This is a genomic window from Pseudomonas sp. Marseille-Q5299, assembly GCF_943737035.1.
Lineage (GTDB): Bacteria > Pseudomonadota > Gammaproteobacteria > Pseudomonadales > Pseudomonadaceae > Aquipseudomonas > Aquipseudomonas putida_E.
The window spans coordinates 164,164-186,644 of sequence record NZ_CALSFR010000006.1 but is presented as its reverse complement, the minus strand read 5'-3'; the positions used below and the strand labels follow the sequence as shown (position 1 = coordinate 186,644).

Genomic DNA, 22,481 nt, shown 5'->3' with positions numbered 1-22,481 from the left:
CAAGCTTTCCATTGAATAAAATTACTTTAAAAGCAATAGGTTAAAAAAATACCGCCTCGCTGGAAAACGGCGTTATGCATGATTGCCGCTTGGGCGCTCGTGCAGATTGCAGTATGGTCGGCGCACTTCCACTGCCAGGCACTGCCGATGAAACCGGAAACCCTTGAACTGCTGGTAATCCGCACCATGCCCTTCGGCAAATACCAAGGCCGGATCATTGCCGACCTGCCGGGTGACTACCTGGCATGGTTCGCGCGCAAGGGGTTTCCGGCGGGTGAGCTGGGTGGGTTGCTGGCGTTGATGCACGAGGTCGATCACAACGGCCTGGGGGATCTGCTGGTGCCGTTGCGGCAAAAGCATCGGCGCTGAGCCTGTTGCGGACTATCGCCGGCAAGCCGGCTTCCCCAGGTACACCCACGGCCTTGAGAGCCGTGGGGCACCTGGGGAAGCCTACTTGCCCGCGATGAGGCCAGCGATGATCGAACGCCCTAGCCCTTGGCCGGCGCCACGACCATTTCCACCCGCTCGCTCTTCTTGATCAGCGCATACACCACCGCCGTCAGCAGGCTACCCGCGACAATGGCCAGCAGGTACAGCAGCGCATGGTTGATCGCATTGGGAATCAGCAGCACGAACAGCCCGCCATGGGGCGCCATCAGCTTGCAACCGAAATACATCGACAGCGCGCCGGTCAATGCGCCGCCGGCGATACTTGCCGGGATGACCCGCAGCGGGTCTTTGGCGGCGAACGGGATGGCGCCTTCGGAAATGAAGCACAAACCCAGCACCAGAGCGGCCTTGCCGGCCTCGCGCTCGCTCTGGGCGAACTTGCGCCGGGCCAGGAACGTGGCGATACCGAGGCCGATCGGCGGCACCATGCCGGCCGCCATGGTCGCCGCCATCGGCGCGTAGCTCGAGGACGCCAGCAGCCCTACCGAAAAGGCATAGGCCGCCTTGTTGATCGGCCCGCCCAGGTCGATGCACATCATGCCGCCGAGCAGCAGCCCGAGGAGGATGGCGTTGGTGGTGCCCATGCTGTCGAGAAACTGGGTCAGGCCCTCGAGCATGGCGGCCACCGGTTGGCCGACCACGTAGATCATCACCAGGCCTGTGAACAGGCTCGCCAGCAGCGGAATGATCAGGATCGGTTTGAGCGCATCGAGGCTGCTCGGCAGGCGTGCCCAACGCGCAATGGCTTTGGCGCTGTAACCGGCGAGGAAGCCGGCGACGATACCGCCGATGAAACCGGCCCCCAGGGTGCTGGCCAGCAGGCCGCCGATCATGCCGGGCGCCAGGCCCGGGCGGTCGGCAATGGACCAGGCGATATACCCCGCCAGCAACGGCACCATCAGCTTGAATGCGGCCTCGCCGCCGATCTGCATCAATGCAGCCGGCAGCGTGCCCGGTTCCTTGTAGGCTTCGATGCCGAAAACGAACGACAGGGCGATCAGCAAGCCGCCTGCCACCACCATCGGCAGCATGAAAGAAACACCGGTCAGCAAGTGTTTATAAACACCGGTTTTCTCGGCCTTGCCGGCACTTGAAGCGGCTGCAGCGTCACCTGCGCTTTCCACCTTGGCCTCGGCCAGGGCCTTGTCCAGCGTGGCGCGGGCTTGCTTGAGGGCGATGCCGGTACCGCAACGGTAGATCCGTTTGCCGGCAAAACGGGCCGTGGGCACTTCGATATCGGCGGCCAGCAGCACCACGTCGGCTTCGGCGATGGCCTGGGCCGACAGCGGGTTGCGAGCGCCGACCGAGCCTTGGGTTTCTACCGTCAGTTGATAGCCAAGCTGTTGCGCGGCCTGCTGCAACGCTTCGGCTGCCATGAACGTGTGCGCCACGCCAGTCGGGCAGGCGGTTACCGCGACGAGCTTGGCCGCAGCAGTGGCCAGGGGCTGTTCGGCTTGATGAGTATCGGCCTGTACCTGGGCATTTGCGGCCGCCTCGTCGAGGAAACCTTCACGGTCGGCCAGCGCTTGCGCCGGTGTGCTCTGGAACAAACGCTTGCCCGCGAAGCGGGCCAGGTCAACCGGCCCAGTGCTGACAACCAGCACCCAGTCGGCATCAGCGATCTGCGCGGCGCTCAGCTGGCGGTCGGGATGCTCGGCATCCTGCACTTCCACGCAGGTTTTCCAGCCGCGGCGCTGGGCGGCAGCGGCCAGCAGGCGCGCGCTCAGCACGCTGGACACCTGGCCGTTGGGGCAGGCGGTGACAATGGCAATGTTCATCGGCGAGCCTCTTGTTGTTCTGTCAGTTGCACGGCGGCCTCCAGGCGCGCCAGTTGCTCGCGGTCACGGATACCGAAACCGACCTGGGTCACGGCCTGGGCGGCGATGGCCGTGGCGCGGCGCAGGGTCTGCGCAGGCGCTTCAGCCAGCAGCAGGCCGTGCACCATGCCCGCCACCAGCGAGTCGCCCGCGCCCACCGTGCTGGCAACCTGCACCTGCGGCGGCTGGGCGTGCAGCGCGTGGCCAGCTGTAAACCAGCTGACGCCCTGCTCCCCCGCCGACACCACCACGTGCTCGATACCCGTGGCCAGCAGTCGCTGGGCGGCAGCCTGCTGTTCGGCGGCGCTGTGCACGTCAAGGCCAAGCACTTCGCCCAGCTCTTCGGTGTTCGGCTTGACCAGCCAGGGGGCGCTCTGCAGGCCTGCGCGCAGGGCAGCACCGCTGCTGTCCAGGGCAACCTTCAGGCCTTGGCCCTTGAGCTGTTCGAGCAACCGGGCGAACCAGTCAGGGCTGATACCGCGTGGCAGGCTCCCAGCCACCACCACGGCGTCATGCCCGGGGGCGACCTGTTCAAGCAGGCGCATCAGGGCCTCACATGCGGCCTCATCGACCTGGGGGCCTTGGCCATTGATGTCGGTCACCCGGCCATCAGCCTCGACCAGTTTGAGGTTGCTGCGCGTCTCACCCGGTACACGCACGAAGCAATCGGCAAAGCCGCGCCATTCGATCAACGCCTCGAACGGTTGCAGGTTGCCCTGGCCAAGGAAACCACCGACGGTCACGCTGTGCCCCAGGTCGGCCAGTACCTGGGCCACGTTCAGCCCTTTGCCGGCGGCATGGCTGTGCTGGTCCTGGGCACGGTTGACGTGCCCGGGGCGCAGGGCATCGAGGCTGACGGTGATGTCCAGCGCCGGGTTCAGGGTCAGGGTAAGGATCTTGGCCATTCAGTAACGCTCCACCAGCGCGCGAACCGCTGCGGCGCTGTCTTGTTGCAGGGCCTCGCGCGCCAGGGCGCGGGCCGTCTGATGATCGGCCTGGCGAACCAGGGCCTTGACTTCGGCAACGCTGCGGGCGGCCACGCTCAGTTCGTCCACGTCCAGGCCCAGCAGCACCGCCACCGCCTGCGGGTCGGCGGCCAGTTCACCGCACACCCCTACCCACTTGCCCTCGGCATGGGCAGCGCGCACGGTCATGTCGATCAGGCTCAGCACGGCCGGGTGCAGGCCGTCGGCCTGGGCCGAAAGGCTGGGGTGGCCACGGTCGATGGCCAAGGTGTACTGGGTCAGGTCGTTGGTGCCGATACTGAAAAAGTCCACTTCGCGGGCCAATTGTGGCGCCAGCAAAGCGGCGGACGGCACTTCGACCATGATGCCCAGTTGCAGGTCGGCTACCGGAATTTCCTCGCGCAGGCGCTCGACCATCGCCCTCGCCTCCCGCCACTCATGCACCTGGCCGACCATCGGGAACATGATGCGCAACGGGCGCTGATCCGCGGCGCGCAGCAGGGCCCGGAGCTGGTCTTCCATGATCTGCGGGCGCTGCAAGGTCAGGCGCACGCCCCGCACACCGAGGAAGGGGTTTTCCTCGGCAGCGATCGGCCAGTAGGGCAACGGTTTGTCACCGCCCACATCGAGGGTGCGCACTACCAGTGGCCGCCCGCCCAGCCCATCGAGCACACGGCGGTATTCGGCTTCCTGGGTGGCGACATCCGGCACCTGCGAGTGGGCCATGAAGATCAGCTCGGTGCGCAGCAGGCCGATACCTTCGGCGCCCTGCTCCACCACCTTGTCGATGCCGCCGCTCTGGCCGATGTTGGCGAATACTTCGACGGCATGGCCATCGCGGGTTACCGCTGGCTCATGACGGTTGGCCCAGGCTGCTTGCAGGCGCTGCTCGCGCAGGTCACGCTCGGCCAGCGCACGTTGCAACTCATCGGCTGGCGGGGCGACGCTGACTACGCCGCGCTGGCCATCGAGCAACAGCGGCGTACCTGGTTCAAGCAGCAGAATCGCCGCCCCCGCGCCGACCACCGCCGGGATGCCCAAGGCCCGCGCAACGATCGCGCTGTGAGCGGTTGCGCCGCCATGGGCGGTGACGATACCGGCAACCCGCGCCGGGTCCAGGCGGGCCACATCAGAAGGGCCGACTTCGCCCATCACCAGCACGTAAGGTTGCTCAGGCTCGGCCTGCGTCTGCACACCGCACAACTGCGCCAGCACCCGGCGGCCGATATCGCGCAGGTCGGCAGCACGCTCGGCGAGCAGCGCATCATGCAGCGCCTCTTGTTGGCGGGCCGCCGCTTCGATCACGGCCATCCACGCGGCGGCGGCGCTTTCACCCTGGGCCAGACGCAGTTCGACATCGTCGGCCAGTGCAGGGTCGGCGAGCATTTCCTGATGGGTGACGAAGATCTCGCCGACGGCCTTGTCGCTGCGCTGCACCAAGGCCTGCAGCTCGGCGTTCACCGCCTCCATTGCCCGGCGCAGCTTGACCCGCTCCTGCGCTGGCGATTCGCCACGCAGCGGATAATCGATGTCACGCTCGACGCAGACATGGGCGGGCCCACTGGCAATGCCGGGGGCTGCAGCCACGGCCTGTATACGGCTACCGGCAGCCGGCGCCTGCAAGACCTCGACGGGCGCTGGGTTCACCGCAGCCGCAGTTTTCGGCAATGGCTCAACGTCCTCACCCAAGCCCTGCTCGATTGCCGCCAGCAGTACCGGCAAGGCATCACCGGCAATGGACGGCTCGGCCAGCAGCTCCAGTTCCTGACCACGGCGTGCGCCAAGGCTGAGCAGCTTGCTCAGGCTCTTGACCGAAACCGCAGGTTGCGCGCTGTCCAGCACACGCAGGCGGATTTCGCCCTCAAAACCCTTGGCCAACTGCGCCAGGATTTTTGCCGGGCGGGCGTGCAGGCCATGTGGGTTGGCCAGCACGAAACGAGCGCTGGGCCAGTCGGGAGCGGTCTCACCACCCAGCACCTCAAGTACCGCGCGGCTGCTGGTGGCCTGGTAAAGCGTTTGCCCGCGCCCCTCGATCAGTACCTCGCACAGGCGCTCGAGCAGCGCCTGGTGGGCAGCGCCGAGGCTGGCCAGGCAAAACAGGCCATTGAGTGGCTGGTCGCGGTAGCGCAGCGGCTGCTGCGGGGTGACGAAGGCCAAGCCTGGCTGACGTACCTGCCGCTCGCTGTGCAGCCACCAGAGCCCCTCGCCCAGGGGCAAGGGCTCGGCCTGCTGCAGCACCGCGGCAAAACCATTGTCGACACACCCGGCACGCTGCAACAGGCGGGCACCGCGCCAGGCCAACTCGTCGAAGTCTTCGGCGGGCAGGTTCAAGCTGACCAGTTGCGCATCCAGCGCCAGCGCCTGGGGTGCGCCCTGCAGCAGCTTGAGCAGCGCTTCGGCGGAACTGGCACGGCGCAGGGCTTCGGCCAGGTCGGTCTCGCCCAGGGCACGGGTCAGCAACTGCAGCAAACGCAAGTGCTCGTCGGAGCGTGCGGCAATGCCGATGGCCAGGTAGACGATCTGGCCGTCCCCCCAGTCCACGCCTTCAGGAAACTGCAGCAAACGCACGCCAGTGGCATACACCAGGTCGCGGGTCTGCGGCGTGCCGTGGGGGATGGCGATGCCTTGGCCGAGGAATGTAGAACCTTGCGCTTCGCGCGCCTGCAGGCCCTGCAGGTACCCTTCGGCGACCAGGCCGTCAGCGACCAGTCGATCCGCCAGCAGGCGCAGAGCCTGGCCTTTGTCGACGGCCGTCTGGCCCATGGCTATCTGCTCTTTGGCGAGCTCGAGCATGACCTTCTCCTTTTGCAGCCCCTGCGCGCACTTTTGCACCGGGTACTGAGGTATTGTTGTGAAATTCACGTATTCAGCCAGTCAACGGCCTTGCACGAGCGGCAGGGAAGGCAGAAAAATTAGTAGCTGAAACGTTTAATCTGACCAAGCGGCCACGTTACTCGATAATCTTCCGGGGAAAAAGCCCAATCCTGTCGGACAATTGCGACAATGGTCGTCTGCGCGTGGTGGCCGGCCCGGGTCAAACTGCCCGGTCTGGTTGTACAGCCCGCCCCGGTAATAACAAGGAAAATTCGGTGAAACTCAGCGATATCGCCCGTCTGGCTGGTGTGTCCGTGACCACTGCCAGCTACGTCATCAATGGCAAGGCCGAACAGCAGCGCATCAGCAACAGCACCGTCGAGCGGGTGCGTGCGGTGGTCGAGGCCCACGGCTTCACGCCCAACCCCCAGGCTGCGGGCCTGCGCAGCCGGCATACCCGCACCTTGGGCTTCATTCTGCCGGACCTGGAAAACCCCAGCTACGCGCGCATTGCCAAGCAGCTGGAGCAAGGCGCCCGCGCCCGTGGCTATCAACTGCTGATCGCCAGCAGCGATGACAGACCCGACAGTGAGCGCCAACTGCAGCAGCTGTTCCGGGCCCGGCGTTGCGATGCCCTGTTCGTCGCCAGTTGCCTGCCCCCCGAAGATGACAGCTACCGCGAACTGCAGGACAAGGGCCTGCCGGTTATCGCCATCGACCGGCGCCTGAACCCGGCACACTTTTGTTCGGTCATCAGCGATGATCGCGATGCCAGCCGCCAGTTGGCCGATAGCCTGCTGGCCACGGCACCGCGCAGCATCGCACTGATCGGTGCGCGCCCGGAGCTGTCGGTCAGCCAGGCCCGCGCAGGCGGCTTCGACGAAGCCATGCAGGGTTTTGCCGGGGACGTGCGCCGTTATCAAGGCGAGGCATTCAGCCGCGAATGCGGCCAGCGCTTGATGCAGCAGTTGATCGACGAGCTGGGCGGCCTGCCGGATGCCTTGGTCACGACGTCCTACGTGCTGCTGCAAGGCGTGTTCGACACCCTGCAGGCGCGCCCGGCCGATTCGCGCCTGCTGCACCTGGGCACCTTCGGTGACAACCAGTTGCTCGATTTTCTGCCGCTGCCGGTCAACGCAATGGCCCAGCAACATGGCCTGATCGCCGCCACCGCCCTGGAACTTGCCTTGGCGGCCATCGAGGACAAACGCTACGAACCCGGCGTGCATGCCATCGGTCGAACCTTCAAGCAACGTATTACTGTGGCCTGAACATGCGCCTGATCGACACTCACACCCACCTGGACTTCCCCGACTTCGATGCCGACCGCACGCGCCTGCTGGCTGACGCGGCAGGGCGTGGGGTGGAGCGCATGGTAGTGCTGGGGGTTTATCAGGCCAATTTCCAGCGGGTGTGGGAGCTGGCCTGCAGCGATGAGCGCGTGCGCGCAGCGCTTGGGCTGCATCCGATCTACCTGGAGCAGCACCGCCCCGAGCACCTGGTGCAGTTGCGCCAATGGCTTGAACGCCTGCAGGGCGATCCGCGGCTGTGCGCCGTGGGCGAGTTTGGCCTGGACTACTACGTCGAAACCCTGGACAAGGCGCGCCAGCAAGCGCTGTTCGAAGCACAACTGCAGATGGCCTGTGACTTCGAACTGCCCGCCCTGCTCCACGTGCGCCGCAGCCATGCCCAGGTGATTGCCACACTCAAGCGCTACAAGCCGGCGCGGGCCGGGATCATCCACGCGTTCGCGGGCAGTTATGAAGAGGCGCGCGAGTACATCAAGCTCGGTTTCCGGCTCGGGCTGGGTGGTGCCGGGACCTGGCCGCAGGCAGTGCGCTTGCGCAAGACCCTGCCGCGCCTGCCGCTGGAAAGCATCGTGCTGGAAACCGACGCCCCGGACATGGCCCCGGCGATGTTTGCCGGTGAGCGAAACAGCCCGGAGCATCTACCGGAGATTGCCGGGGCATTGGCTGAGGTGATGGGCATTGATGTGCACGTGTTGGCCGAGGCCAGCAGCAAGAATGCCTGTGAGCTGTTTGGCTGGTAGTACTGGCTAAACCCTGAACGCCCCGATCAACCGTTTCAACTCTACCACCTGCTCCGACAATGCCCGGCTGGCATCCTCGGCCTGGCAAGCCCCCACCGAGGTGTCCTGTGCCGCCTGGTTGATCGCCACGATGTTCTGGTCGATGTCATGGGCCACCGCCGTCTGCTGCTCTACCGCCGCCGCTATCTGCTGGTTCTGCTCGACAATGCCGCCAACCGCGCCAAGGATGTTGCCCAGCGCCTCCTGCACCTGGCGTGCCTCCTCGACCGTGCCCGCCGCCATCTGATGGCTATTGCCCATGACGCGAACCGCTGCCCCGACACCGTCCTGCAAACGCTGGATCATCTGCGCTATCTGCGCGGTGGAATCCTGGGTGCGCTTGGCCAAGGTACGCACTTCATCAGCGACCACGGCAAACCCCCGGCCTTGCTCACCGGCCCGAGCTGCCTCGATTGCAGCGTTGAGTGCCAGCAGGTTGGTCTGCTCGGCGATACTGCGGATCACCTCCAGGACCTGGCTGATCGCCTGGCTGTCGTCCGCCAGCTGATTGATCGCCAGCACCGTCTGGTCGATTTCGGCCGCCAGCCGGCCAATGCTGCCCTGCTGCTCTTGCACCAACGTGCGCCCATTGGCACTTTCGTGGTTGACCTGCTGCGCACCATCGGCGGCCAATGCAGCGCTGCGCGCCACTTCCTGCGCAGTGGCGCTCATCTGGTTCATCGCCGTGGCGACCTGCTCGATCTGTTCACGCTGGCCGCTGACTGACTGGCTGCTGCGTGCCGATACCGCCAGTACCTGCCCGGCCTGCGCTTCGACCGCCACAACGGTGTGGCCGACCTGCTCGATCAGGCAACGGATACGGCGCACGGTTTCGCTGAAACCCTGGGCCAGTTCGCCCAGTTCGTCGCGGCTGTTGGCCTTGAAACTGACCGTCATGTCACCGGCCGCCACCTTGTCCATCGCGCCGCCCAGCTTGCGCAGGGTCGTGCGGATCGATACATAGAAGCCCCCGTAGAGGTAAAGGATCAGCGCGAAAACGCCCGCCAGTACGGCCCCCAAGGCGACCATGCGCAGGCGCTGCTGGCCAAGACGCTCCTGCAACTGCAGGTGCAGATGCCCAAGGACTTGTTCGTTCAGTTGGTAGGTGTGAGCCATCAGCTCACTCACCTGTCGATAGAAGGCGGGCCAGGGCGCATCAAGGGTTTCAGCGACCACCACACGCTCCTCGAACAACGCGGCGGCTTGCTTGACGGAAAGCTTGCTGGCCTGTGCCGCGGCGATCATGTCGGCAGGGACGCCGGGGTCACTGGCCAGGGCTTCATCCACCCGCATGCCATAGTCCGCCGCCAAACGCTCCAGGCGTTGCAGCAGGTCTTCGAAGCGGACGCTGCCGGATGAGTCGATGAACCCTCGGCCAAGCGCGATGGCGCCCATCGTCCTGCCCTCGCCCAAGGCCAGGGTCACCTGGGCGGTGGCAGTGCCGAGCAGTTCGCTCAACTGGCGCACCGAAACCTGGCTGTCCTGGCTCAGGCCGGACTGGCTGGCCACCAGTTTGCTCAGCACCTGTGCTTGAGCCAGCAGCTTGTCGAACAGGGCGACCTTGGCCTGCAAGGACGTTTCGGCCTGGGCGCTGGCAAAAGCGCCAGCCAGCTCGTCCAGCTTGGCCTGGGGAACCGACTCATGGCCCTGCAGGGCCTGCACCTGTGCCTGGACCTTGTCCTGCAACGCAGCGATGCGTGACTCCAGGTCGCCGGCCTGGCCCGACTGCCCGAGCACGGCATTGATCTGCATGAGGTTGCCGAGGGCTTCCAGGTCGGTGCGCAATGCCAAGCTGCCGCTAAGCGGGGTAATACCCTGCAATTGGGCACGGGTTGCCTGAAACTGCTGATAGGCGTCGCGCACCAGGTAGCTGCTGGTGGCGAGCATGGGCAGGAAGAACAGGGCGCTGATGAGGCTGAACTTCTGGCCGAAGCTCAGCCGGTTCATCAGTGCGATTGCCGGGTAGAGCAGACGCTTCACGGGGCACCTCCTTGGATTCTTGTTGTTCTGCGAGGGGTAGCACTAGGCCACCTGTATAGCGCAGATCGAACCGGAGGTTTGTAACTTAAGGTTAACCGGCGCTCAGACCAGCACCGTCCACAGCGCAAAGCCCGCATACCACAGCACCGCACAGCGCAACAGCAGCTCCCACAGGCTATCGAGCCGAGCCAGACCGCGCTGGCTGTCCTCTTGTTCGGGAATGTCATCGGCAACCCGACCGACCCTGGCCACCAGGTGCCCGGCGCTGATGTGCCAGTTGAGCAGTTCGTGCAGCATCACGCGGGTCACTGCGACGAAATTGCCGACGAGGGCGAAACTCAGGGCCAACACACGTACCGCAAGCCAGTCCATGATGTGCCGCAGCTGCTCGGCCCGGGCCTTGAGCGCAGGCTGGCAACTGTTATCGCCTGTCAGCGCCAGCAGGCGATAGGCCAGCGCCGCCCCGGGGCCGAGCACGAAGTACCAGAAGATCACGGCGAAGAAACTCTGATAGGCCTGCCACAACAAGTAGCCTTGCACGCGCACCAGCAAAGCCTGGGGTTCATCAGCCACCAGGCCCAGGTCGCGCTCGGCCACATGCAGCGCGGCCTGGTCGTCGCCGCGCCGCCAGGCATCGCGAAACGGCCCAAGGGCGGCCTTGGCATCGCCGCGGCCGAGGCTGTAGATCAGCACCAGCAGGTGCACCGGCAGGGCCAGCAAACCATAGGCCACCGGGTCGAGCACGTGCAGCAGCAACACCAGCACCGCCACGGGTGCAAGCACCAGGATGGCCAGGCTCCACCAGGGGTGCACCTTCCCGCTGCGCTCCAGGCGCACCAGCTCGCCCAGGAAGAAGCCATCGCGCTGTACCTGATGGCGCAGGGCGGAGAACTTCTCGACCCACAACGCCAGTATCAACACCAGAAAACTCATGCCTTGTCCTCGTTGTGCTGCACGGCTGCGCGGTAACGCTGCCAGTCGAATGCCGGGCCAGGGTCGGTCTTGCGCTGCGGGGCAATATCGCTATGGCCCTGGATCCGGCCCAGGTCGATAACCGGCCAGGCCGCCTGAATCTGCCGGGTGAGTTGCTCCAGCACACGGTACTGGGCATCGCTGTACGGCAGGTCGTCGGTACCTTCCAGCTCGATACCGATGGAAAAGTCGTTACAGCCTTCTCGCCCGTCAAAACATGACACGCCGGCATGCCAGGCACGGTCCAGCAACGACACGAACTGGGTCACCGCACCGTCGCGCTCCACGAACAGGTGCGCCGATACGGTCAGGTGGCTGATGCTGGCAAAGTAGGGATGTTCGCTGGGGTCCAGGCGGTTCTGGAAGAACTGTTGGACTTTGCCGCTGCCGAAGCAGGCCGGCGGCAGGCTGATGTTGTGGATCACCAGCAGGGAAATCGATTCGCCCTCGGGTCGCGCGTTGAAGTTCGGCGAAGGGCAGTGGGTGATTCCGTTTCCGTGGAACCAGCCGGTGGCACGGTCCAATTGCATGGGGCAGTTCCTGAAGAACGCTGGGTACAGAGGCGCAGTATGCCCTGCCAGTATCGCGCTTTGCATGTGAATCTGCAGTAGCAGGTCAATGAACCTGCTGCTGGCGCAAGCTTTCCAGCACGGTCTCCAGCGCCCGCTCGAACAGCAGGCCATCGTCCAGCAGCCGCACCTCACCAAGGCGCAGTGCTTGGGCGAGGCCCAGCATGTTCCACTCGCGGACCTTCATCCCGGTGCGGTTGGCGAATACCAGGCGGTCACTGCTGTCGATACGCGCCACCAGTTTGCAGCGCAACGGCTCGTCATCGTCGAGCACTTCTATCCAGGCGCCGATGCGCAGGCGCTGTACCGCACGCAGTTGTGCGGCTTGCTCGTCGTGCGGGTGCAGCGGCGCACAAGCGGGCTCTTCGGCCATGGCCAGCACGATGTCCTCCGCCACCAGCACTTCGGCCAGAGCCTGATCGCCTGGGGTAGGCGGTAGCTCGACCCCTGCGCAGGCACGCAGGTGCAGTTGCTCGAGTTGCTGGAAAAAGTCGCGGGTCGCCTGCGAGTCCAGCGCCACGCCGGCCAAACCCTCACGCAATGCCTTGAGCAGGCCGGGCACTTGCTGCAGCAGGGCCTGCGGATCACGCCGGGGAATGATGCTGGCAAGCAATGTGTCCATGGTCGCTAGGGCGTTGATCCACGCCGCGGAGCCCTCACCCTGTTTGAGCCATGCCAGCAGCAGCACCTGGCTCCAGGCTTGCACCAGCATCTGCACGACCGCTTGAGGCAGCACCCGGCCGCGCAAGCGCTGGTTGAGTACCTGTTGCACCTGCTGGCGAGCCTGCACGGCGCGCGCACGCCCTTCTTCGGCATCGCGGGTGCGTTGCTCGAGCAGTTCGTTGCGCCGCCGTTCATCCTGGCTGAAGGCCATGAAGTCCTCCAGCAGTTCGGCGAACAGGGCCGAGTCCTCGGTGAAGTCATTGAGCAGACGCTGGACGATGCGCCCTACACGCAGGTGCAGGCTGTCACGCAGGCCTTCGCTACCGGTTTCCCAGCCGATCGAGGCTGCAGCGATCTCATTGAGCAAGCGCCGAGCAGGGTGGCTGGCGCGGCTGAACAGCCCTTTGTCGAGCAATGCCACCTTGAGCAACGGGATGTGCAGGCGGGCAATCAGCGCCCGCAGGCTGTGCGGCAGGTTGTCATCGGCCTGGACGTAGTCGAACAGCAGGCCGACCAGGTTGATCATGTCTATGTCGGCCGTGGCAATACGCCGGCGGGTGCCACTGCGCACGCTGACCCGCAACAGCAACTGTTCGAGCTGCTGGCCGAGGTCGAAATCGTCTTCGTCGAAGGTAGCCGGCACATAGTGCTGCAAATGCGTGAGCAGGCGCAGCAGGTCGGCGGTGCTTATCGGCTGGGCTGTGGCAATGGATTGCAAGCGTGGCGCGATCCTGCCGCGGGCCGGTGCCAGCAGCCCTTGCACCGAGGTGAAGAAAGCCTGGCCGGCACTGTCCGCGCCGATGGCCTCGTCAGGCCCCAGGCTGGCCGGCATCCGCCGCGAGCTCAGGCGACAGTCCTCGGCACGCCGGCGCGGCGCAGGCGGTAGCTCTGCCAGCACGCCGGCAGCGGCCAGCAACTGGTTGGCTTCGCCATAGAGCACGTCGGTATCACGCAGCACGTAACGTTCGAACAACTTCAGCAGGACCAGTTTGACCCGCAGGCCAACACCCAGGTTACGCCCGGCATCAAGGAAGTAGCCACACAATGCGCCAGGCGCCAGGGGGCTTTTTTGCAGGTCCAGCGTACATTCGAGCAGGGCCTGCAAACGCAGGGTCAACTGCTCCAGGGCAATTGCGTCGCGCGACAGCACGCGCGCAACCATACCCTCGACGGTCGCTGCCCGCTCCTGTTGCGCCTTGTTTTTCGGGTGATCGGTAATGGCCACGAAGCCCAGTGGCTCGGCCTGGCCTATGCGGGCGAACCTCTCGTAGAACCTGTCGAGAAAGCCGCGCTCGATGCTCTTGCGCTTGAGGCGCAAGTCGCGCATGGCCTCGAAATACAGGTTCTGATCGAAACGGTCAGCAGCCTTCTCGGCCATTTCAAAGAGGGTATCGTCAGCGTTGTCGAACAAGGCCTGCAAGCCCTGGCGCAATTGCAGGGCCGCCTTGTCGCGCACCTGCAGCAACAGCATCGGCAGGCAAGGCAAGGGCGTGCGCGCACCTCGATCGATGGCGGCCGCCAGGGGCACCACCTTGCCTTCTTTATGCATCCCGAACTCCTTGCTGGGCGACGTGTTCGATAAAAGTGAAAAATCGTCAAAGCTATGACGCCAAATACTGGGCGCCATTATCGGTAAAAATGCCGATACCTGCCAGCACCTCTTCACTCGCCGGTAAATGACTGTATTTTTTGCCAAATGCTCACTCGGCCTGACCAAAGGTCAGGTGCAAGGCGGCTGTAAACAGCGGCCCCCTGCCCTATAATCGCCGGCAACTTGCTTGTGGAGCCGACCATGCCGAACCTACGCCTTGCCGACCTGACCGCCGAGATCGAAGCCAACGTGCGCCGCGCCCTGCTGGAGGACATCGGCAGCGGCGACATCACCGCGCAGCTGATTCCGGCCGAGCGCCTGGCCAAGGCCACCATCATCACCCGCGAAGATTGCGTGATTGCAGGCACCGCCTGGGTCGATGCCGTGTTCCGTCAACTCGACCCGCGTGTGGCGGTGCACTGGCAGGTGGCCGATGGTGACCGGGCCACGGCCAACCAGGTGCTGTTCCACCTCGAAGGCCCGGCACGTTCACTGCTCAGCGGCGAGCGCAGTGCGCTTAACTTCCTGCAGATGTTGTCGGGCGTGGCCACACGTGCCCGTGCGCTCGCCGACCTGGTCGAAGGTACCCGGGTGCAACTGCTCGATACCCGCAAGACACTGCCCGGCCTGCGCCTGGCACAAAAATATGCAGTGACCTGCGGCGGCTGCCACAACCATCGCATCGGCCTGTTCGATGCCTTCCTGATCAAGGAAAACCATATTGCCGCCAGCGGCGGTGTGCCCGAAGCAGTAGCGGCAGCCCACCGCATTGCTCCGGGCAAGCCGGTGGAAATCGAGGTGGAAAGCCTGGATGAACTGCGCCAGGCGTTGAGCGCCGGTGCCGACATCATCATGCTCGACGAGCTGAGCCTGGACGAAATGGGCGAAGCGGTACGCATTACCGCTGGCAAAGCCAAGCTGGAGGCCAGTGGCGGGGTGACCGAAAGCACCCTGCGGGTGATAGCCGAGACTGGGGTGGACTACATCTCCATTGGTGCGATGACCAAGGATGTGAAGGCCGTCGACCTGTCGATGCGCCTGAGCCTCTGAAGCGGGCGAAACCTGCACAAAACCCAAGACACAAAAAAACCGGCCAGATGGCCGGTTTTTTTGTGCGCTGCGGATCAGAACGAGGCGTTGGCCAGGCCGTCCAGGTAGCGCTCGACGTCCAGCGCCGCCATGCAGCCGGCACCGGCAGAGGTGATCGCCTGGCGGTAAACGTGGTCAGCCACGTCGCCTGCGGCAAACACGCCTTCGACATTGGTGGCGGTAGCGTTGCCTTCACGGCCGCCGTTGACCACCAGGTAGCCGTCCTTCAGGGTGAGCTGGCCTTCGAACAGCGAGGTGTTCGGCGTGTGGCCGATGGCGATGAACACGCCGTCGACCTTGATTTCGTCGCTGCTGCCATCGTTGTTCTTCAGGCGCGCACCGGTCACACCCATGTTGTCACCCAGCACTTCGTCCAGGGTAGCGTTGAGCTTGAGCTCGATCTTGCCTTCGGCGACACGGGCGTTGAGCTTGTCGACCAGGATCTTTTCGGCGCGGAACGTTTCGCGGCGGTGCACCAGGGTTACCTTGCTGGCGATATTGGCCAGGTACAGCGCCTCTTCAACGGCAGTGTTGCCGCCGCCGACCACAGCCACCGGCTTGTTGCGGTAGAAGAAGCCGTCGCAGGTAGCGCAGGCCGACACACCCTTGCCCATGAAGGTTTCTTCCGAGGGCAGGCCCAGGTATCGCGCGCTGGCACCGGTGGCGATGATCAGTGCATCGCAAGTGTACTTGCCGCTGTCACCCTGCAGGGTGAAGGGCTTGTTGGCCAGGTCGACGGCGTTGATGTGGTCGAAGACGATCTCGGTCTCGAAACGCTCGGCGTGTTCCTGCATGCGCTGCATCAGCGCCGGGCCGGTCAGGCCATGGGGGTCGCCAGGCCAGTTGTCGACTTCGGTGGTGGTGGTCAGTTGACCGCCGGCCTGCATGCCGGTGATCAGCAGCGGCTTGAGGTTGGCGCGGGCGGCGTACACCGCGGCACTGTAACCGGCAGGGCCGGAACCGAGGATGATGACGCGCGAATGACGTACTTCAGACATGTCGAACTCCTGTCGAGCGGGCCTCAGGGGCCGGCATCGGTATACCGGCTGCGCCAGCTGAAATTAAAAAGGACCCACGCAGCACTTGGGGAAGGCTACAACGCGCAGGTCCGAAACCTGAAAGTTGAGCGCACTGTAGCGAGGTGGCAGAGATTAAGGAAATATCCTTCGACAATCCACCTCATAGGCATCCTCTATACGTCAATTTCTCCTATGGAAAAGGCCGTGGTGCTTTTGTTACAGGCAGTTTCCCATCCTCTGCCCGCCTTTCGTCGGCGCGGCAAAGCCGGTAAGGTCAGCGCGTTTTCCCTTCTCTGCGGAGCGTCTCGATGCAAGCCCCTGTCCTCTCTGGCCCCCAGTACCTGCGCGAAGGCCTGAAACTGGTGCTCAGCCCCAATCTGCGGTTGTTCGTACTGCTGCCGTTGGCGATCAACCTGCTGCTGTTCGGCGGCATGATCTACTTCGCCGGTCACCAGTTCGGCCTTTGGCTCGATGCCCTGATGCCAACCCTGCCGGACTGGCTGAGCTTCCTCAGCTACATCCTCTGGCCGCTGTTCGTCGCCTTGCTGGTATTGATGGTGTTTTTCACCTTCACCCTGGTGGCCAACATCATCGCCGCGCCTTTCAATGGTTTTCTGGCCGAAAAAGTCGAGGTGGTGGTACGTGGCGAGGACAACTTCCCGGCGTTCAGCTGGGGCGAGCTGGTGGCGATGGTGCCACGCACCTTCGGCCGCGAAATGCGCAAGCTCGGCTACTTTCTGCCACGGGCCATCGCGCTGTTCATCCTCTCGTTCATCCCGGTGGTGAACGTGATCGCAGCGCCGCTATGGCTGATCTTCGGTGTGTGGATGATGGCCATCCAGTACATCGACTACCCGGCGGACAACAACAAGATGAGCTGGCAGGACATGCTCGCCTGGCTGCGCCAGAAGCGCTGGCAAAGCCTGGGCTTTGGCGGCATCACCTACCTGGCGCTGATGGTGCCGGTGGTGAACGTGCTGATGATGCCGGCTGCGGTGGCAGGGGCCACGCTGTTCTGGGTACGCGAGCGCAACTGATCCCCGGCCCGCATGCGCGGCCCGCCGTAGGCGCGGCCTTGTGTCGCGAAAGGGCCGCAACGCGGCCCCAGCAACATGTGCATCACCGCCGAATCCAGGGCCTTACTGCCCCAACCGGCTGGAAAACTGCCCGACCGCATCCACAACTTTTTTCGCCCCTTCCTGAATCTCGACGATCACCCCACCGGTATCCGCCGCCAGCGCCAGCCCCTGTTCGGCCTGGCGCTTGCTGGTATCAATGATGTCCACCGCCGCCTGGGCCAGCTGCTCGTTCTGCTGCACCACCTTGGCGATCTCTTCGGTGGCGGTACTGGTACGTGAAGCCAGCTGGCGCACTTCGTCGGCCACCACGGCAAAGCCGCGCCCCTGCTCGCCCGCCCGGGCGGCCTCGATGGCCGCGTTGAGCGCCAGCAGGTTGGTCTGGCCGGCAATGTCGCTGATGGTCTTGATGATCGCGCCGATCACCTTGGACTGTTTGTCCAGCGCCTGGATGCCTTCTGCGGCTTCCTGCATCGACCCTTCCAGCCCACGCATCACCTCGACGGTCTGGGTCACCACATCGGTAGCCTTGTGCGCACTGCTGTCGGTTTCCAGCGAGGTGTTGTAGGCGATGTCGGCTGCCTGCGCCACGGCCTGCTCCTGATTGACCTGGTCGGTGATCACGGTGGCGAACTTCACCACCTTGTACAGCACATCATGGGCATCGATGATCGGGTTGTAGGAAGCCTCCAGCCACACCGTACGCCCATGGGCGTCGATCCGTTTGAACCGATCGGCCACGTATTCACCGCGGCGCAGCTTGTCCCAGAACGCCTGATAGCCCGCCGAATTGGCTTCTTCCGGCTCGCAGAACATACGGTGGTGTTTGCCGCGAATCTGCTCCAGGCTGTAGCCCACCGTTTGCAGAAAGCGGTCATTGGCAGTCAGCACCTGACCGTCGAGGTTGAATTCGATCACCGCGGTGGAGCGCATCAGTGCCTTGATCAGGCTTTCATGTTCGCGCGAGGTCTCGATGGTGCGGGTCAGGTCGCTGCAGTGCATGGAAAAATGCCTGATGCGCCCGTCACTGCCCTTGACCGGCTGCAGGATCGAGCGCAACCAGGCTTCTTCGCCGTTGCCACGCAGCAACCGGAAAGCACCGTTGAGGTGTTCGCCGCGGCTGATAGCGCTTTTCATGCGTTGGTAGAAATCGAGCTTCTTCACATGTTCCGGCACGATGTCTTCAATATTGCGCCCGATCAACTGCTCGCTGCGGTAAAGCATCTCTTTCTCGAAATTGCCGTTGATCAGTTCGATACGCCCCTGGGGGTCGAGCTGAAGCACCAGCATTTCGCTGTCCAGGCTGTTCTTGATCTGCTCGATGGAATGAAGCTCCTCTCGCAGTTGCTGGATTTCTTTTTTGAGCTTGCTGTTGAACATCACCGCTCCCGGAGCGAGTCACCTGATCGAATGCATCTTCATCGGCTGCCTGGCAGGGCTCTTGAGTGCTGCACGAGGAAATATTCATCCCGCTGGAGCTGCCGGCAATCAGGCGTCATCGGCACGTCACAAGGCTGTCACATAAGCGCAACGCAGCAAGCGGAAACTTTTTTCATGAACACACCTGCCCTACGCATTACCCTCGTCAGTGAAACCTTCCCACCCGAAATCAACGGCGTGGCAAATACGCTCGGCCGACTTGGCGATGGCTTGCGGCAGCGTGGCCACCAGGTGGAGATCGTGCGGCCACGCCAGGCCGGTGAATTGCCCGCAGGCGACGATCAGGACCTTTTGCTGTGCCGCGGCTGGGGCCTGCCGGGCTACCCGGGGCTGCAATGGGGCGAAGTGTCGATGCACAAGCTGTTGAGGCGCTGGCGCCGGCAGCGCCCGGATGTGCTGTACATTGCCACGGAAGGCCCGCTGGGGCTCAGTGCGTTACGGGCGGCCCGGCGCCTGGGCATCGCCGTGGTCAGTGGTTTCCATACCAATTTCCCGCAGTATTGCGGCCGGTATGGCCTTGGCCTGCTGGCGCGGTTGCTCACCCATTACCTGCGTTGGTTCCATCGACGCACGGCCACCACCTTGGTGCCCAGCGCCAGCCAGAAGCTGGAACTGGAGCGGCGTGGCTTCGAACGCCTTACGTTGATGGCCCGTGGTGTCGATGCCTGCCTGTTCAACCCGGCCAGGCGCAGCCAGGCGTTGCGTGACGCCTGGGGGTTGGGCCCTGAAGACATCGCCGTACTGCACGTCGGGCGCCTGGCGGCGGAAAAGAATCTGGGGCTGCTACGGCCATGCCTGGACGCCCTGAAGAAGACTTATCCACACACGCGGCTGCGCTTGGTCGTGGTTGGCGACGGCCCGCAGCGTGCTGCTCTCGAACAGCAGCTGCCCGATGCGGTGTTCTGTGGCGCCCAGCGGGGTGAAGCACTGGCCGAACACTATGCCAGCGGCGACCTGTTCCTGTTCCCCAGCCTGACCGAAACCTTTGGCAATGTAGTGCTCGAAGCCATGGCCTCGGGGCTGGCGGTAGTTGCCTATGATGAGGCCGCTGCCGCCCAGCATATCCGCCACGGGCACAGCGGAGCCCTGGCCATGCCCGGTGATCAGGTGGCGTTCATCGATGCGGCCTGCTGGCTGCTCGAAGAAAGCGAAACCCTGCGCCGGGTTCGCCTCAATGCCCGCCAGCATGCCAGCCGCCAAGGCTGGCCGGCGATCGTCGAGCAATTCGAGACGCATCTGTACAGCGCGTGCCTGGCAGCGCCTGCGGGTACCGAGCCTGCAGGCACCGCTCTGGCGGTCAAGCCAGGGTCGACAGCGCCTCGCGGCTGAACGGCAGCACCTGCGCTTCGCGGCCTTCGCGAACCTTCTGCGCCCATTCGGCATCCACCAGCAGTGCCCGGCCTACGGCCACCAGGTCAAATTCCTCATCACCCAGGCGACGCAGCAAGCCTTCGAGGCTGGCGGGCTTGGCCACCTTGTCGGTATCGACCATGAACTGCAGGAACTCGCCATCGAGCCCGACGCTGCCCACGGTAATGGTCGGTTTGCCTGTCAGCTTGCGTGTCCACCCGGCGAGGTTCAGCTCGGAACCTTCGAACTCCGGCTCCCAGAACCGTCGCGTCGAGCAGTGAAAGATATCCACACCCGCATCGGACAGGGGCTTGAGGAAAGCGGCCAGCGCCTCAGGTGTTTCAACCAGGCGAGCGTTGTAATCCTGCTGCTTCCATTGCGAAAAGCGCAAGATGATCGGGAAGTCAGGGCCCACAGCTGCCCGCACGGCCTGGATCAGCTCGATGGCAAAGCGCGAGCGGCCCGCCAGGTCGCCGCCGTACTCATCTTCGCGACGGTTGCTGGCGGCCCAGAAGAACTGGTCGATCAGATAGCCGTGGGCGCCATGGATCTCCACGCCGTCCATGCCAATGGCCTGGGCATCGCGTGCTGCAGCGGCGAACGCGGCGATCACCTCACGGATATCGCCCTGTGTCATGCCGTGCACCAGCACCTGCCCATCCTTGACCTTTTCGCTTGGCCCATAGCCCGGCACTCCGGCGTCCGGTTCGGTACCCAGGCGGCGTACCGCGCCCACATGCCACAACTGCGGGACGATACGCCCACCTTCGGCATGGACAGCATCGACTACGCGCTTCCAACCGGCCAAGGCGTCTTCCCCATGAAAACGCGGGACATTGGCATAGCCGTTGGCGGCCTTGTGTTCAACCGTTGTGCCTTCGGTGATGATCAGGCCCACACCTGCGGCGGCGCGGCGGCGGTAGTACTCGACCATGCCATCATGGGGTGCGCCACCGGGGCAGAAGGTACGGGTCATCGGCGCCATGACGACGCGGGTCGGCAACTCGAGCGCGCCGAGGGTGAAAGGCTTGAAAAGAGGGTTGGTGGGCATTGGGCGCTTCCGTCTGGATGAGGAAATACGCCTGAGGTTAGGGCCAGTGGAAGGCGTGGCCCAGCATTATTGATCGGGGTGATTCTGCGGTATCGCTGGGGGCGCGAAGCGGCCCCAGGGATAGTCAGCCCAACGCTTTCTCGATGGCTTGCACCACGGTTGGATCATCCGGCGCTGTACGCGGCGCGAAGCGCGCCAGCACCCGCCCGTCCTTGCCCACCAGAAACTTCTCGAAGTTCCAGCTGATATCGCCGGGAAACTCGGCGCCCTCACCCGCCAGCAGGCGGTACAGCGAATGGCGCTGCGGCCCGTTGACCTCAAGCTTTGCCCCCAGCGGGAAGCTCACGCCATAGTTTAGGCTGCAGAACTCCTGGATTTCCTTCTCGCTGCCGGGCTCCTGGCCCGCGAACTGGTTGCAAGGCAGGCCAAGCACGTTGAAGCCTTTACCCTTGAACTGCTGTTGCAGCTTTTCCAGCGAAGCGTATTGCGGCGTCAGGCCACACTTGGAGGCGACATTGACCACCAGCACTACCTGGCCCTTGAATGGTGCCAAGGGCAGGTCCTGGCCGTTCAGCGCCTTCAACGTCAGGTCGTGAAATGCACTCATGTTGAATCCCCTCTCAGGTTCCCGGTTGCCGCTGGGGCGAACAGCGCCCACTAAAAAGGCGCTCATCCAAGCCGTGCACCTCCCGGGAGGTTTGTCGGCTTGTCCGAGCGCCTGGCGACTTTCTGAGCTTAGCGCAGAAAATCAGTGGTGATGGCCACCTTCGCCGTGGACGTGACGGTGAGCGATTTCTTCTTCGCTGGCATCACGCACGTTGACGACCTTGACCTGGAAGGTCAGACGCTGGCCGGCCAGCGGGTGGTTGCCGTCGACAGTCACGTCGTCGCCGTCCAGATCGCGGATGGTGACGATCTGCATCTGGCCGTCCGGTGCCGAAGCGTGGAACTGCATGCCCACTTCCAGCTCGTCGACACCCTCGAACATGCTGCGGTTCAGGGTGCTGACCAGTTCGGCCAGGTACTCGCCGTAGGCCTCTTCAGGCTCGATGCTGACGTTCAGTTCGTCGCCAGCCTGTTTGCCTTCCAGGGCTTTTTCCAGGCCCGGGATGATGTTGGCGTGACCGTGCAGGTAGACCAGCGGCGCGCCACCGGCGGAGCTGTCGATGGTCTCCCCGGCGTCGTTGGTCAGGGTATAGTCGATGGAGACTGCCTTGTTGGCGGCGATCAGCATGGGGCAAGACCTTTTGCAAAAGAATGTAGAGCGCACAAGTGTAACCAACGCATCGCCCGATTGCGAACGCAGCGCGGCTGCGGGAAGACCCATCAGTCGGATCATGGGCTTTCACCAGGACACCGAAGGCCACTGGGTGGTCGACCTGTCCTGCGGCCACACCCAGCACCTGCGCCACCAGCCACCGTGGCAGGCGCGCCCGTGGGTGCTCGACCCCCGCCAGCGTGCGCTGCGAATTGGCCAGGCTTTCGCCTGTGGCTGGTGTGCACAAGCGGCCGATAGCGATACCCTTGGCCGTTGATTCCTTGCAAC

General features: G+C 64.1%; 17 protein-coding genes and 4 pseudogenes. 7 read left to right on the top strand and 14 right to left on the bottom strand.

The window, feature by feature from the left end:
- The first annotated feature begins 147 nt into the window (after window positions 1–147).
- Entirely contained in the window at window positions 148–369 is a 222-nt protein-coding gene (locus tag NGJ21_RS18175) for a DUF3820 family protein (protein ID WP_012316204.1), read from the top strand.
- 119 nt (window positions 370–488) lie between these two features.
- On the opposite strand, the gene NGJ21_RS18170 is transcribed toward NGJ21_RS18175, so the two are convergent.
- Genes NGJ21_RS18170 through ptsP form a run of 3 tightly spaced genes read right to left on the bottom strand, consistent with a single transcriptional unit; the run spans window position 489 to window position 6,025 of the window.
- Complete coding sequence (locus NGJ21_RS18170; RefSeq protein ID WP_115273890.1) at window positions 489–2,228, bottom strand: PTS fructose-like transporter subunit IIB; 1,740 nt, start codon at window positions 2,226–2,228, stop codon at window positions 489–491.
- Entirely contained in the window at window positions 2,225–3,172 is a 948-nt protein-coding gene (gene pfkB, locus NGJ21_RS18165) for a 1-phosphofructokinase (RefSeq protein WP_125923409.1), read from the bottom strand. The genes NGJ21_RS18170 and pfkB overlap by 4 nt, the downstream gene beginning before the upstream one ends.
- Complete coding sequence (ptsP, locus tag NGJ21_RS18160) at window positions 3,173–6,025, bottom strand: phosphoenolpyruvate--protein phosphotransferase (RefSeq protein ID WP_251962470.1); 2,853 nt, start codon at window positions 6,023–6,025, stop codon at window positions 3,173–3,175.
- A gap of 296 nt (window positions 6,026–6,321) precedes the next feature.
- Between ptsP and cra the strand changes: the two genes are divergently transcribed.
- Window positions 6,322–7,317 (top strand): catabolite repressor/activator, encoded by a 996-nt coding sequence (gene cra, locus NGJ21_RS18155; protein ID WP_012316208.1) that lies wholly within the window; start codon window positions 6,322–6,324, stop codon window positions 7,315–7,317.
- Window positions 7,318–7,319: 2 nt separating this feature from the next.
- A complete protein-coding gene (locus NGJ21_RS18150; RefSeq protein ID WP_115273886.1) occupies window positions 7,320–8,096 on the top strand; it encodes a TatD family hydrolase in 777 nt (258 codons plus the stop codon).
- A 6-nt stretch (window positions 8,097–8,102) separates the two neighbouring features.
- Here the strand turns inward: NGJ21_RS18150 and NGJ21_RS26140 are convergent.
- The 5 genes and pseudogenes from NGJ21_RS26140 to NGJ21_RS18130 all read right to left on the bottom strand — a co-directional run.
- Window positions 8,103–8,618, bottom strand: a pseudogene (locus tag NGJ21_RS26140) (methyl-accepting chemotaxis protein); the annotation flags it as partial.
- Between the two features lie 342 nt (window positions 8,619–8,960).
- Window positions 8,961–9,164 (bottom strand): annotated as a pseudogene (locus tag NGJ21_RS26135) (HAMP domain-containing protein); the annotation flags it as partial.
- A 1,053-nt stretch (window positions 9,165–10,217) separates the two neighbouring features.
- Window positions 10,218–11,048, bottom strand: a complete 831-nt coding sequence (gene ampE / locus NGJ21_RS18140; protein ID WP_046784523.1) for a regulatory signaling modulator protein AmpE — start codon at window positions 11,046–11,048, stop codon at window positions 10,218–10,220.
- On the bottom strand, window positions 11,045–11,617 hold the full coding sequence (ampD, locus tag NGJ21_RS18135; RefSeq protein ID WP_046784524.1) for a 1,6-anhydro-N-acetylmuramyl-L-alanine amidase AmpD: 573 nt from the start codon (window positions 11,615–11,617) through the stop codon (window positions 11,045–11,047). The genes ampE and ampD overlap by 4 nt, the downstream gene beginning before the upstream one ends.
- An 85-nt stretch (window positions 11,618–11,702) precedes the next feature.
- Entirely contained in the window at window positions 11,703–13,868 is a 2,166-nt protein-coding gene (locus NGJ21_RS18130; protein WP_251962468.1) for a DUF1631 domain-containing protein, read from the bottom strand.
- Between the two features lie 243 nt (window positions 13,869–14,111).
- Between NGJ21_RS18130 and nadC the strand changes: the two genes are divergently transcribed.
- A complete protein-coding gene (gene nadC, locus NGJ21_RS18125; RefSeq protein ID WP_046784526.1) occupies window positions 14,112–14,960 on the top strand; it encodes a carboxylating nicotinate-nucleotide diphosphorylase in 849 nt (282 codons plus the stop codon).
- A gap of 74 nt (window positions 14,961–15,034) precedes the next feature.
- Here nadC and trxB read toward each other — a convergent pair whose 3' ends face one another.
- Window positions 15,035–15,997: a thioredoxin-disulfide reductase gene (gene trxB / locus NGJ21_RS18120; RefSeq protein WP_003247318.1), complete on the bottom strand. Its 963-nt coding sequence runs from the start codon at window positions 15,995–15,997 to the stop codon at window positions 15,035–15,037.
- 329 nt (window positions 15,998–16,326) lie between these two features.
- Here trxB and cysZ point away from each other — a divergent pair, with 329 nt between their 5' ends.
- Window positions 16,327–17,055 carry a sulfate transporter CysZ gene (gene cysZ / locus NGJ21_RS18115; RefSeq protein WP_012316215.1) on the top strand — a complete coding sequence of 243 codons (729 nt, stop codon included), beginning with the start codon at window positions 16,327–16,329 and terminating at the stop codon, window positions 17,053–17,055.
- A gap of 102 nt (window positions 17,056–17,157) precedes the next feature.
- On the opposite strand, the pseudogene NGJ21_RS26130 reads toward cysZ, so the two are convergent.
- Window positions 17,158–17,580, bottom strand: a pseudogene (locus NGJ21_RS26130) (methyl-accepting chemotaxis protein); the annotation flags it as partial.
- 165 nt (window positions 17,581–17,745) lie between these two features.
- Window positions 17,746–18,384: pseudogene (locus tag NGJ21_RS26125) on the bottom strand (PAS domain-containing protein); the annotation flags it as partial.
- A gap of 264 nt (window positions 18,385–18,648) precedes the next feature.
- On the opposite strand from NGJ21_RS26125, the gene NGJ21_RS18105 reads away from it, so the two are divergent.
- On the top strand, window positions 18,649–19,863 hold the full coding sequence (locus tag NGJ21_RS18105) for a glycosyltransferase family 4 protein (protein ID WP_119687763.1): 1,215 nt from the start codon (window positions 18,649–18,651) through the stop codon (window positions 19,861–19,863).
- Here the strand turns inward: NGJ21_RS18105 and NGJ21_RS18100 are convergent.
- From NGJ21_RS18100 to NGJ21_RS18090, 3 genes are all read right to left on the bottom strand, one after another.
- Window positions 19,832–20,935, bottom strand: a complete 1,104-nt coding sequence (locus tag NGJ21_RS18100) for an NADH:flavin oxidoreductase (protein ID WP_119687764.1) — start codon at window positions 20,933–20,935, stop codon at window positions 19,832–19,834. The genes NGJ21_RS18105 and NGJ21_RS18100 overlap by 32 nt on opposite strands.
- Window positions 20,936–21,059: 124 nt before the next feature.
- Window positions 21,060–21,542 (bottom strand): glutathione peroxidase, encoded by a 483-nt coding sequence (locus NGJ21_RS18095; protein WP_046784531.1) that lies wholly within the window; start codon window positions 21,540–21,542, stop codon window positions 21,060–21,062.
- 141 nt (window positions 21,543–21,683) lie between these two features.
- Window positions 21,684–22,169, bottom strand: coding sequence for an FKBP-type peptidyl-prolyl cis-trans isomerase (locus NGJ21_RS18090; RefSeq protein WP_012316220.1), 486 nt, complete (start codon window positions 22,167–22,169; stop codon window positions 21,684–21,686).
- Here NGJ21_RS18090 and NGJ21_RS18085 point away from each other — a divergent pair.
- Window positions 22,168–22,470, top strand: a complete 303-nt coding sequence (locus NGJ21_RS18085; protein ID WP_080952066.1) for a DUF3565 domain-containing protein — start codon at window positions 22,168–22,170, stop codon at window positions 22,468–22,470. The two genes, NGJ21_RS18090 and NGJ21_RS18085, sit on opposite strands and share 2 nt — an antisense overlap.
- Window positions 22,471–22,481: the final 11 nt, after the last annotated feature.